This window comes from Streptomyces sp. Y1, assembly GCF_041053115.1.
In the GTDB taxonomy this organism is placed as follows: Bacteria; Actinomycetota; Actinomycetes; order Streptomycetales; family Streptomycetaceae; genus Kitasatospora; species Kitasatospora rubellomurina.
This window is the reverse complement of record NZ_CP163445.1, coordinates 2,206,111-2,218,763: the sequence shown is the minus strand read 5'-3', so window position 1 is coordinate 2,218,763 and position 12,653 is coordinate 2,206,111. Positions and strand designations below refer to the sequence as shown.

5 protein-coding genes are annotated in these 12,653 nt (G+C 72.4%); 2 read left to right on the top strand and 3 right to left on the bottom strand.

The window, feature by feature from the left end:
- The first annotated feature begins 1,201 nt into the window (after window positions 1-1,201).
- Window positions 1,202-1,423, top strand: a complete 222-nt coding sequence (locus AB2U05_RS09235) for a DUF397 domain-containing protein (protein ID WP_369182978.1) — start codon at window positions 1,202-1,204, stop codon at window positions 1,421-1,423.
- A gap of 97 nt (window positions 1,424-1,520) precedes the next feature.
- Here the strand turns inward: AB2U05_RS09235 and AB2U05_RS09230 are convergent, their stop codons facing one another.
- A complete protein-coding gene (locus AB2U05_RS09230; RefSeq protein WP_052706410.1) occupies window positions 1,521-2,711 on the bottom strand; it encodes a mechanosensitive ion channel family protein in 1,191 nt (396 codons plus the stop codon).
- A 446-nt stretch (window positions 2,712-3,157) separates the two neighbouring features.
- Between AB2U05_RS09230 and AB2U05_RS09225 the strand changes: the two genes are divergently transcribed.
- A complete protein-coding gene (locus AB2U05_RS09225; protein ID WP_045692832.1) occupies window positions 3,158-3,805 on the top strand; it encodes an HNH endonuclease in 648 nt (215 codons plus the stop codon).
- Between the two features lie 101 nt (window positions 3,806-3,906).
- Here the strand turns inward: AB2U05_RS09225 and AB2U05_RS09220 are convergent, their stop codons facing one another.
- Both AB2U05_RS09220 and AB2U05_RS09215 read right to left on the bottom strand, forming a co-directional pair.
- Window positions 3,907-7,857 carry a beta-N-acetylglucosaminidase domain-containing protein gene (locus AB2U05_RS09220; protein ID WP_369182977.1) on the bottom strand — a complete coding sequence of 1,317 codons (3,951 nt, stop codon included), beginning with the start codon at window positions 7,855-7,857 and terminating at the stop codon, window positions 3,907-3,909.
- 201 nt (window positions 7,858-8,058) lie between these two features.
- A complete protein-coding gene (locus AB2U05_RS09215; protein WP_369182976.1) occupies window positions 8,059-12,276 on the bottom strand; it encodes a LamG-like jellyroll fold domain-containing protein in 4,218 nt (1,405 codons plus the stop codon).
- Between the last annotated feature and the right edge of the window lie 377 nt (window positions 12,277-12,653).

Genomic DNA, 12,653 nt, shown 5'->3' with positions numbered 1-12,653 from the left:
TCTTCCGGCCGGTTCGCGAGAACTGTTAGGAAACTTTCCAGTCGCTTGGACATGGACCGTACGGGCCGTGTCAGCGCAGTGTCAATGGCCGGTGAAGCGGAGGATGCCGAAGCGTTACCGGACAGCATGAGACCCCGCCCCCGCCCCCACCGGAGTGGGAACGGGGCGTGCCCAATGAAGAGGAAAAGCTGTGCCACCCCTCCATGAGTGAGGAGGGGTGGCATCGGAGAATCAAACATGAAAGAGGAACATTTCTCTGGCTGCCCCCTCGGCGTACCGAGGGGGCAGCCAGAGAAATATTCGCCTCATGGGTCAAAACGAGGAAGAATCCACTTTTATTGCCCGCCTCGCCCAGATGGCGAGGCGGGCAATAAAAAGGAGACCCACCCACCCACCCACCCACCCACCCACCCACCCACCCACCCACCAGCTCCGTGGTAGCTGCCGCCGCTTCGGCATGGCCGAAGCGGCGACAACACTTCCCGTTTCCTGCACGGGAAGTCGGCCTGACCGACTTCCTATGCAGGAAACGGGAAGGCTGTGGGGCAATCAAGATTTCTTCCGCCGCCCTGCCGCGATCGCGGCAGGGCGGAATTTACTGCGGGTGGGGCATGGAGCGGATGGGAAAGGCCGGTCCGCGTCATTGGCGAGACCGGTAAGCCGCAGCGATTGCCGGGCGGCCCGGCCGTTGTCGGCCGGGCCGCCCCAAAGTCACAAAACCCGAGACCTCCGCATCCCTTGTGGTCCACTCGCGCCGCTCCTCGGTCGGCGGAGGCGCCGGCGGGCCGGAGGTCAGGCGGCCTTGGCCCGCACCTGGTTGCGCGAGCCAGACCAGCCGCGTGGTGAGCCCTGGCCGTCCGGCGAAGTGGCGCAAGGCTCTTTCCGGAGATGTGAGGGTCAACCGCGCCCGCCCGTCGATGCCGATCACGTGTACGAGCCCGTCATTGTTGGCGAGCCCCCAGGCCACCACCCACCCGTCTGCATCTGCGGGGTTGTTGCCGGACACCTGGACGACCGCGAACAGTCGGGGTGCGGTGTCGAGTACGAGCTCGCGAGCGAAATGAAAACATTCACTTCGAACGTGACTTCGACCGTGCAGGGCCCACCGCGCGGTGGCGTACAGGCGCGTAGGACGGGCACACTGATCCACTGATACGCAGAAGGGTCTTGATTTCATCACCCGGAAGAGGGACGAACTCACATGACCATCGCGAACGCATCCACCCTGAACGTGACCTGGAGGAAGTCCAGCCGAAGCAACGAGCAGGACAACTGCGTCGAGTTCGCCTTCCCGGCTGGCCGTGGGACGTTCGTTCGGGACTCGAAGGACACCGAGGGGCCTGCGCTCTCCCTGACCTTCGAGGCGCATGCCGCCTTCATCACAGCGGTGGCGCACGGTGAGTTTGACTTCGGGCTCGTCTGACGGTGCGTCCAGAACGGCAGCGGTCCGGCGCAGATGAAGTGCGCCGGACCGCAGTTGCTGTTCTGTCCCGTCCTTGCGGATCGCTGGAGCCGGAGGGCTACGGCTTCGCCAGGTCGTCCGCGGGCTTCGGCACCGGGATCGGCTCGGCCGCCCGGTAGCGCGGCGAGTTCGGGTCGGACAGCGCGGACGGCGGCGCCGCGTCGCCCACCGGGCCCGCCGCCGGGGCGATCACCACGCCGGTGGCCGCCGCCCCCGCCGCCGCGGCGGCCGCCACGGTGTCCTCCTTGACCTTGATGCCGGACCGGTCGAAGGCCGTCTTCAGCCGCTGCCGCAGCGCCCGGGAGACCAGCGACGCCTTGCCCGGCGCCGTCCGGGCCTCCACCCGCACCACCACCGAGTCCGCCGCGACCGACTCCACGCCCAGGATCGACACCGGCGCCCAGACCAGCTCGTCGAACGGTGCCTCCTTGGCCAGGTCCTCCGCGGTCGACTCGATCAGCGCCTCGACCTTGACCAGGTCCTCCTTGTACCCGACCTGGACGTCCACCGAGGCGGTCGACCAGCCCTGGCTCATGTTGGCGATCCGCTTCACCTCGCCGTTGCGGATGTACCAGATCTCGCCGTTCGTCCCGCGCAGCTTGGTCACCCGCAGCCCGACCTCCAGCACCGTGCCGGTGGCCACCCCGGTGTCGATCTCGTCGCCGACGCCGTACTGGTCCTCCATGATCATGAAGACCCCGGAGAGGAAGTCGGTGACCAGGTTGCGGGCGCCGAAACCGATCGCCACACCGGCCACACCGGCGCTCGCCAGCAGCGGCGCCAGGTTCACCCCCAGCGCGGAGAGGACCATCAGCGCCGCCGTGCCCAGGATGGAGAAGGACGCCACGCTGCGCAGCACCGAGCCGATCGCCTCCGAGCGCTGCTGGCGCCGCTCCGGGTTCACCACCCCGTGGTTGGCCAGCAGCCCGCCCAGCCGGCTCTCCTCGTGGCTCTCGTGACTGCGCGCCATCCGCGCTATCAGCTGGGTGATCAGCTTGCTCACTACGGTCCGCAGCACCAGCGCCAGCACCACGATGAAGACGATCCGCAGACCGCTCTCCAGCCAGGACTGCCAGTGCGAGTCGAACCAGCTGGCGGCCTGCTTGGTGGTGTCCGACACCTCCTGCGCGCTGGTCGGGATCCGCAGGTCCAGGCTCGGCGCCTGAGGTGCGGTGGGGCTGGGAGCCGGCGTCGGGGTGGAGAGCGTCGAGGACGCGTCGACTGGGCCGAGGGCGCCGGAGCGGAACACGTGCGGACCTTCCTTGCAGGGGGCGTGACGGGCCCGCACCGCCGCAAGCGGCCCGCGGACCGTGCCGCTTAGCCTATCCGGCGCCGAACACCGGTCCGGACCGGCCGGGGAACGCCCCGAGGCGCGCGCGACACCCCGGACGCCCCGTCAACGCCCCGGTGCGCTCCCCGCGCCGCCGGCGGCCCGCACTGCTCCGACCGGCCGATCCGTCCCCCGGGAGGGCCACCGGGCCCCACCCGCCGGCACCCGGGTGCAACCCGACCCTCCCCCGGGCATACCGGATATGACCGAGACCACACTCGCAGTTCACCCCAGGTCCGTTACACAGGAGTGGTGGCGCCGTACGAAGGCGTAAGGCGACACTGGGGGAGATCACGCACTCGTTGCGCGATCCAACCGCTCGTCCCGGCGCGAGCCACGCGCCGCAGGCGTCCAAGGAGGCATCCGTGCCGCATGTCCTGGTCCTCAACGCGTCCTACGAGCCACTCGGCGTCGTATCGATGCGCCGCGCACTCATCCTGGTCCTCAACCACAAGGCGGTCAGCCTGGAGGACTCGGAAGTCACTCTGCACAGCGCCACCAGCGCCCTTCCGGCGCCGTCCGTCGTCCGACTGACCCGCTTCGTCCGGGTCCCGTTCTGCGGGCCCGTCCCGCTCACCCGCCGGGCGCTGTTCGCCCGCGACCACGGCCGCTGCGTCTACTGCGGGGCCGCCGCCACCAGCGTCGACCACGTCATCCCGCGCAGCCGGGGCGGCCAGCACCGGTGGGACAACGTGGTGGCGGCCTGCCGCCGCTGCAACCACACCAAGGCCGACCGGCACCTCACCGAACTCGGCTGGCGGATGAAACGACCACCCGCACCGCCGTCCGGCCTCGCCTGGCGGATCATCGGCACCGGCATCAAGGACCCGCGCTGGCGCCCCTACCTGGAACCGTACGGCGGCGGCGACCAGCTGCGCGCCCCGCAGTGGGGCGAGTACGAGCACCACGACCATACCGAGCAGCCGGGCCACACCGTCCCGCTCGGCCGGGCGCACGGCGCCCACCCCGCCCCCGTCCGCCGCGGCGAGCAGCCCGAACCGCTCTCCGCCTGACCCCCGCACCACAAGGGCCCGCCCGTCACATCGTCGGTACGCGCCTCATGGGCCGCCGCGCCCCCCGCACCGGGGAGCCGGCGGCCCGCCGCTGTTTCGGGCTACTGCTTCCCCGCCCCCGCCGGAGGCACGACCCCCGCACCCGGCACCGCCACCGCGCCGCCCGACTGGCCGGGCTGCGCCGGCGGGGTGGCCGGCGGCTGGCCCGGCGCCGGGACGGCGTACAGCTCGATGCCCCACAGCGAGTACCCGTACTTGGTGGCCCGCGCCACGCCCTGCATCCGCACGAACCGGACGCCCGGCGCGTCGAAGCGCACCGTCTCGTCCCCGCCCTTGCCGTTGTCGACCGTCGCCGCGTCCGTCCAGGTGCTGCCGTCCGCGGACACCTGGATCCGGTACGAGGCGGCGTACGCGGCCTGCCAGTGCAGCACCGCCGCGCCGAGCCGGGTCGCCTGCGGCAGCTCCAGCTGCACCCAGGCGTCGTCCTTGGCCGGGGAGGACCAGCGGCTCTTCGGGTCCCCGTCGGCGACGGCCGAGGCCGGGAAGTTCGGCGTCTCGTCGCCCGAGGAGGTGGCCGTGGCGCCGAGCGCGAGGTCCGAGCCGCCGGTCGGCGGCACCACGTGCACCTGCAGCACCTGCCGCAGGACGGTCGAGCCGGCGGTGTACGTCACCGGCACCTGGTACGTCCCGGACGGCGTGCCCGGGGCGGCACTGACCAGCAGCGGCACGCCGACTCGGCCGCCGCGCGGCACGGTGACCCCGCCGGCCGGGGCCACGGTGAGGCCCTTGGCGGCGGCCGGCACGTCGGCGCTCAGCGCGCCGGTGGTGCCCTCGGGGCGGCCGGCCTCGACGGTGGCCCGGGTCTGGGCGGGCGCGGCGGCGCCGGTGACCACGTCGAGGGCGGGGTCGGCGAGGGTGAGCCGGGCGGCCGGGGCGTCCGCGTACCAGGGGATCACCTGGTTGACCACCGGCGGGTCCCCGCCGGGCTTCCAGGTCATCCGGAACGCGTCGGCGAGCTGGCCGCCGGCCGGCAGCTCGTTGTAGCCGGGCTGCACGGTGCCGATGTCCGTCCAGCTGCCGTCCGGGTGGCGCACCGCGACGGTGGCGGTGGCGTGCACGCCGGGGTCGGTGAGCACGGTGAGCCGGTCCAGCGGACGGGCGGAGCCGAGCTCGACGGTGAGCGGCTCGTCCTGCGCGGTGGGCGCCGTGGCGGCGCGGTAGGCGGTGTCCGGGTTGCCGTCGAGGACGGCGGCGGCCGAGGAGCCGGGCAGCGCGGCGGGCCCGCCGGTGACGCTGGCGGGGGACTCGTCGGGCCCGGTGACGGTGAACTCGCGCACCGCCACGGCGGTCTTCTGCGCGGCGGTGGCGCGCAGCCGCACCGCCCGTACGACGGTGCCGGCCGGCAGCTGGGCGGAGACCGACTTCTGGTTCTTCACCACGGCGAGCTGCTTCCAGCCGCCCTCGCCGGTGCTGTACTCCAGCACGCCGTCGCGGATGTAGTCGTCGACGGCGTTCTGCGCGTCCGGCCCGTCGCCCCAGGCGCCCATCAGCACGGTGACGGAGCTGACCGGCCGGCCGGCGCCGAGGTCGACGCCGACCGCGTCGCCGGGCTGCGGGGGAGCGGAGCTCCAGTAGAAGGTGTCGGCCCGGCCGTCGGTCATCAGCGCGGGCAGGTGGTCCTGCGCGGTGCCCATGGTGGAGGTCGGGGTGACCCCGCCGCTCACCACGCCGGACCAGTTGTCGGCGGCCCGCACGGCCCGGTCCAGGAAGGGGCCGAGCACGCCCGCGCCGATGGTCGCCGGGCTGGCGGCGAGCTTCTCGCGCAGCTGGTTGAGCTGGACCCGGGCCTTCCAGGCGGCCGCGCCGTCGCCGCCGTGCTGGGCGACCACCATGTCCAGCGCGGCCTGCCCGGCCAGCCCGTAGTCGCGCAGCGGGACGAGCCACGGCCCGGCCTCGGCGGCCAGCTGGGTCGTGGCCTGGGTGCCGGCCAGGGTCTGCTGGGCGGTGGCCATCGAGACGAAGGCGGTGCGCAGCGGCGTGGCGGCGGCCATCAGCTTGGCGAGGTCGGGGGAGGCGCCGGAGGTGGGCTCGGCGGCGGCCCAGAACTGGTCCATCAGCGGCGTCAGGTAGCCGGACTCCTGCTTGGCCAGCGGGGAGGAGGAGCTGTTGCCGGCCAGCGCGGAGACGGCGTCCAGCGCCGAGCCGGCCGGGGTGGTGCCGTCCGCGGTCGGCCCGGCGAGCGAGCGCACCGCGGCCTGCCAGGACTCGGCGGGCTTGTAGCCGGTCGGGTTCCAGGCGAAGTCGCCGGCCGTGGCGAGCGCTATCCGGGAGGCGACCGGCTGGCGCATCGCGCCGGTGAGCAGCACCGCCGAGCGGGTGGCCAGCTCGGGGTCGCGGCCGGTGTAGGCGCCGAGGAAGAGCCGGTCCGGACTGGCGTCGTTGACCGGGTAGTTGTCCATGGTGACCAGCGGGTGCCCGTACAGCGCGCCGGTGTCGGCGGCCTGCGCGCCGGTGATCTTCTCCGGGATCACCCCGACGCCGCTCCAGGCCACCTGCACGCCGCCCGGCAGCGCGTCGGCGAGCGCCTTGCGGTACGGGGTGGCGCCCTGCTGGTGGTACTCGGTGGGCACGACGGACAGCGGCGCCAGGTCCGGGTTCTTGGCGATCAGCCGGTCCTGCACCTTCTTGACCAGCTGCGCCTGCGCCTTGGCGGCCGCGGCCGGCCCGGTGCCGTACTCGTCGCGGTCGTCGCCGCAGTGCCACTCGTCGTAGCTGACGTCGAGGAACTGCAGCTGGAAGGCGGTGAAGCCGAGCTTGCGCAGCCCGTCCAGCTTGGCGACCAGCGCGTCCACGTCCTCGCCGGAGGTGAAGCAGAAGGACTGCCCGGGGTCGATCGAGTAGCCGAGGGTGACGTGGTTGCGCCGGGCCCGGGAGGCGAACGCGCGCAGCTCGTCCTGCTGGGCGGCGGGGTAGGCGTCGCGCCAGCGGGAGAGCCGGTACGGGTCGTCACCGGGGGCGTAGAGGTAGAAGTTCTGCTTGCTGCGGCCGAGGAAGTCGACCTGGTCGAGCCGCTGCTGGGCGGTCCACGGGGTGCCGTAGAAGGCCTCGGCGGTGCCGCGCACGGAGGCGCCGGTCGGCCAGTCCCGCAGGGTGATGCCGGGCAGGCCGAGCCCGGCCGCGCCGGGGCCCTGGCCCTGTCCGGCGGGGACGGCGGCGAGCAGCTGGCGCAAACTCTGCGCGGCGTAGAAGGTGCCGGCGGCGTCGACGCCGGAGAGCACGACGGCGCCGTACGTCCCGCCGCCCTGGGCGGGCAGCTGACCGGCGGACAGCACGTAGCCGCCGGCGGGCATCCCGATGGTCGACGGCGCGGTGCCGTCCTTGGCCCCGGCCGCGGTGGCGAGCGCGCGCAGCGTCCGGTCGGTCTCGCCCTCGGCGCCCTCGGCGGGCCCGCCGACGTACACCACCAGCGAACCGGCCGCCGGGGTGCCGCCGTCCGGCTGCGGGGCGACGTCGGTGGCCCCGGCGACGGTCAGCACCTCGCGCACGGCGTCCACGGCGCCGCGGTCGGCCTTGTCGGCGATCACCAGCGTGACGGCGGCGGGCACGGTGACGGCCTTGCCCGCCACGGTCCGCTCCTGCGGCCGGGGGAACACCTGGGGGTCGGTCATGCTGCCGAGCGGGGTCTGCGGCGCGGTGCTCACGGCGTCCGGCGCGGGGGCGGCCGCGTACGCGGCACCCGGCACCGGCCCGGCCAGCAGCCCGCCGACCACGGCGGCCGCCGCGACACCCGCGGCGATCCGCACCGCCCGGGGCGCCGGCCGCCCACCCGCCCGCGCGGCCCGCTCGGCCCGTACGGAGGCCAGCAGCGGTTCCGTCCCCTTGAGGTCGGCGATCAGCCGGTCCGCGGTCTTCGGCGCCAGCTGACGGCAGGTCCGCGCCGTCGCCCGCCGGGCCGCCAGCGCGGCCGGATGGTGCAGCACCTCCCACAGGGCGGCACTCTGCTCCAGCTGCCGCAGTCGTCGCCCTGCCGCGACGGACACTCGGGCTTGCACAGGAGCCTCCTCGACAGGCCTGGACCACATCGCCGCCACCCCACCAGCTACCCGACCCGGTGTCAACGCCGTCGACGGCTATGCCCGCTTTGCCGGAATTGACGCCCCGTTCACCCAGGTCGCAGCCCCGCCCCGCCCACCGCCGGAAACCCCGAGGGGCCCGCCCCGCCGAAACCGGCGGAGCGGGCCCCTCGGCCGCACTCACCCCCGCGGCGGCCCGGGCACCACGGCCGTCCGCAGCGATGCCGTGTCCCACCGCTGGTTCGCCTCGTAGGCGCAGTCCCACAGCGCCGGCCGGGTCCCGTTCGCCGTCTGCGCGAACGGCAGGTCCACGCACCTCCCGGAGGCCGGGTGGTACAGCGCGCCGTTCGCCAACGGAAGCCACCGCTGCGCCGCGGTGCCGTCACAGGTGCGGTACTCCAACTGCGTGCCGTTGACCGTGCCGGCGTTCACCGGGGAGATGCACCCGCCCTTGACGCGCAGGCTGCCGTCGCCGACCGGCGAGACGGCCTGCGCATCGGTGCCGTTGCAGGCCCAGACCTGGATGGCGGTCCCGTTCGCCGTGCCGCCGCCGTTGTCGTCGAAGCAGACGTTCGCGTCGAGCGCGGACCGGACGGGCGAGGAACTGCCCGGCGCGGCCGGCGCGATGGCGAACGGGTAGACGGCGACGGTGCTGATGCTTCCGTCGAAGGACTGGCTGGGCTGGTCGGCCGACTTGTACCGACCCAGCACGAACGGGCCGGACGGCGGGGAACCCTGGCTCGCCGGGTGGTAGCCCGTGCCGGCGAGCACCCCGTCCACGTACAGCGACATCAGGCCGGTGTCGCTGTTGTACGAGGCCGTGACCTGGGTCCAGACGCCGGCCCGGACACCCGCGCTCGCGCTGATCGTGTTCGTGAACTGGAACGGCCAGCCACCGGTGTCGCCGTAACTCATCGCGAACCGCCAGGCGTTGCCGGCGCCGTCGTTGTACAGCATGAAGTCGCTCGCGTGGTTGGCGGTCTGGCCGGCGACGATCCCGCCGCCCTGGCCGGACTTCGCCCAGGCCGAGACCGTGAAGCTCTTCCGGGTGTCGACCACCGGGCCCTGGGTGGTGATGTTCGAGCCGCTGCCCGGGCTGAACGCGGCGACCGTGGTGCTCCGGCCGTCCACGGTGTCGCTCACCCAGCTCACGCCGGTGGCCGTGCCGTTGGCCTTCCCCTGGCCGTCCAGGACGGTGTTGCCGCCGTTCGGCGAGGCCAACCAGTTGCCGATCGGGCGGTTGAGATTGCCCAGCACGACCGGGGACTGCTCGAAGCCGGTCACGGTCGGGCCGCCGTTGACGTTGGGAGCCTTGGTGCCGACACCGGCCCAGGCGACCAGCTGGTTGCCGGTGTCGACGGCCCACAGGTCCGGGACGCCGTCACCGGTGAGGTCACCGTTGGAGCCGACCTTCGGGTACAGCTTGGGGTCCACGCTGGTGCGCAGCGCGCCCGTGGCGGGGTCGGCGAAGCCGGTGGCGTCGTAGGTGCCCGCGGCGCTGCCCGCGGCCAGCTGGTAGGCGTGGATGCTCCCGTCCGCCCGAGAACGGGCCCAGACGGTCGGGACGTTGGCACCCTTGGCCGGGCCGGGGGTGATCAGGTCGTAGGACGCCCAGGCCTGGTTCTGCGACAGCAGGACGGCCGGACCGTCGAGGGTCTTCGCACTGTAGGACATGCCGAGCCACAACCGGCCGCCCTCGACGAAGAGGAGAGACGAACGGGGCAGCCCGACGAGAGTGCCGTTCCTGGCAGGAGTGTCGCCCGAGGGTGATCCGAAGGCGGCGATCTGGGTGACCCCGGACCATGTGTCGTTGTTTCCGTAGTCCTTGCAGACGATCGGGGTGCCGTTCGGCAGGTAGCAGTCCCGGGTCTTGCCCAGGGACATCGCACTCTGGCCGTCCAGGTGGGCGGCGATGTCGTCGTTCGCGTACAGGTACAGCTCGGCGGCACCGGGGACGTGCGCGATCAGGTCGTCCACGTTCCGGTCGCTGAACGAACCCCGGTGGGTGGTCTGAACGGTGCTCCAGTCGGTCGTTCCCGGGGCCGAGGCCGGCTTGGCGTTCGGCGCGGCGTACGGGTCGGCACCGGCTCCGACCAGGCGCAGCGCGCCGGATCCGTCCGGAAGGAGAACGTCGGCCTTCCGGTCGCCGTCGACATCACCCATGACCGGGTCGACGATGGCCGGATTGCCGGGCACGAAGTAGGTGTAGACGACCGGCTGCGACATGTTGCCGGCGTTGTCCTGCGTCTGCAGGTAGAGGAAGTTGGTCCCCCAGTGCCAGGGGGTGTACTTCAGCTGGAAGCTGCCGTTGCCGTCCATCTTGACGATGTTGCCGCCGTCGTTGCAGCCCCAACCCGTGGATGCGGCCCGGACGGGGTCGGTGGTCCAGCGGGCGCAGGCCAGGCCGGAGGAACGGCCGCCGCCGGCCGGGGCCGGATCGGTGCCGCTCAGGGTGAAGACGCCCTCCTGGCCGACCAGCTTCGGGTGCCCGCCGAGCGTGCCGGACTCGGGGAAGTCCGTCGAGGTGATCCGGGCGGTCGGCGGGGTGCGGTCGACGCGCAGGAAGCACATCGGGCTGTACGGGCTGGCCAGTGTGCCGTCGGAGGTGACGGCGAACCAGCCGTACTGGTGGCCGTCGATCAGCTGACCGGCGCTCATGGTCGCGCGACTCGTGCTCGCGCCCCAGCCGGTGTCGAAGAACTTCGTGGACTGGTGGTCGTCGTCGTCCCACATCTTGAAGGTGGTCCACAGCTGCTCGCCGGTGGGCGACCAGGTGTCCACGGCCAGGCTGACGTCGGTGTTGCGTCCGACCCAGCCCGGGTTGTCCCAGGGGTTGGCGGTCCCGGGCGTCTGGCACTGGTTGTAGGCCGCGTCACGGGCGAACCCCGGAGTCGGGCTGGTGCCTGGGGAGCCGATGGAGGGCGCGAAGTCGTAGGTGACCACGACGTGCGGATTGTTGGCGAACCGCTGGTGGTAGTACATGTTGGTCTCGTCGTCGGGCGTGAACATGATCGTCCACCCGCCCCAGTGTTCACGGGCCGCCTGCGCCATCTGGTCCTTGACGTTGAACTCGATGCCGCCCGTACCCGTCATCCAGGTCGTGGTGACCTTGGAGCAGGACCCGTTCCCGCAGGGCTGGTTGTTCCACGTCGTCGAGGTGTCGATGGGACTCGTCGAGTACAGACCCACCGGTGTGTTGGTCGTCGGGCTCGACGACGCCGCGACGGTGGCGTACAGCGTGGCGCCCTGCACCGCCGAGCCCCAGAAGGCGGAGTTCAGGCCGATCTGGAAGTAGGCCCGTTCGTTCCCCAGCTTCTCGCAGCGGTTGGGACCACTGGTGAAGCCGCAGTAGCCCGCGGCCGGCTTGTCCTGGCCGTACTGGGTGCCGTTGTACTCCGGGGTTTTGGGGTAGGCCGACTGCACCTGCGCCCAGGCCTGGGCGCCGTTGTCCACGCTCGGGTTCCAGCCCGGGTCGAGGTACCAGGGGCCGGTGCCCTGCCCGAGGGCGGAGGTGTCCGGCACCAGGTCGATGCCGGTGCCGCTGACGGTGGTGGCGACCGCTGCGGTGCGGGCGCCGGTGCCGGGTCCCTTGCTGCTGGAGCCGTCCGGGGCCGGCCCGTCGTCCGCCGAGGGCGCCGCCGCGGCCTTGCTCTGAACCTTGGGAACCGCGATGGCGGAGTCCCACATGACCGGTGCCGGGGCACTGAAGCGGGCCTTGCCGCCCGCGTCCTCGGCCGTCAGGTTGCCGTTGGCGTCCGCCTTGACGGTCAGCCCGTCCGTGACGGTGTCCAGGTGCAGCTGCTTGATCCTCGGGTCGGCCGCGGCCTGCGCCGTGCGGACGATCAGGACCTGGCGCCAGCCGCCGGCGGTGGTGGCGCGCAGCTCCAGGTCGACGTCGGGCAGGACGGACCGGTAGAGCGCGCTGTCGCCGTTGAGTTCGGGCTTGGGCAGTGCGAACGGGGCCTTGAGCGACAGCTTCTTCCCGTCCGCCGTCGCCATGGTGGCCAACGGGCCGGTGCCGCCGCCGGAGAAGGTCAGCGCGGACGGCACGGCGGTCGGCGCGAGCGTGCCGTCCGGGTTGGCCCGGAGCGTAGCGTCCACGGCGCGCCAGCTGCCGTCCGCGTTCTTGATCCGCTCCACCACGGGGGTCGAGTCGGTGCTGACCGTGCCGTTCGGGTTGGCGGTGGTCTGGCTGCTGCCGGTGGCGAGCGCGTCGACGACGACGGGCTTGCCCGTGCTCTTCGCCTTCGCCTGCGCCGCGCGGATCGCGTCGACCTGGACCGACCGGGGGTCGGTCCGGTTCTTGGCCGGTGGTGGCGGGGGCGTGGGCCAGGAGGTGTCAGCGGGGCCGTGGTTGCCGTCGCCGGTGGCTGCCGCGGCGATGCCGGGAGCGGTCACCAGGCCGGCGCCCAGGGCGAGGACGGCCGTGCAGGCGAGTGGCAGCAGAGCCGACCCGAGGGGGCGAACTCGCCTGGTTCGAGCGTGATGTGGATGGAGTGGAGGTGTCGGCCTCGTCATGAAGTACCCGTCATCGATCGAGAGGTGAGCAGAGGTCAGCCGCACGCTGCCTTCACGGATCCGACACCGTCAACGCATTAATGCGAACGCGTGTCCGAGTTGTCACGGGTGGTGATGCATTGCTCCCGGTGTGATGCTGAACACGTACGGTGATTTTAATGAATTCATACTTTGGGAAGGTCGTGTGCTCATAAAGTGCCGGGTTGTTGGGCCGTGGGGTCGGCCCGGCTGAAGACCTGGCAATCCGTGGGGGGATC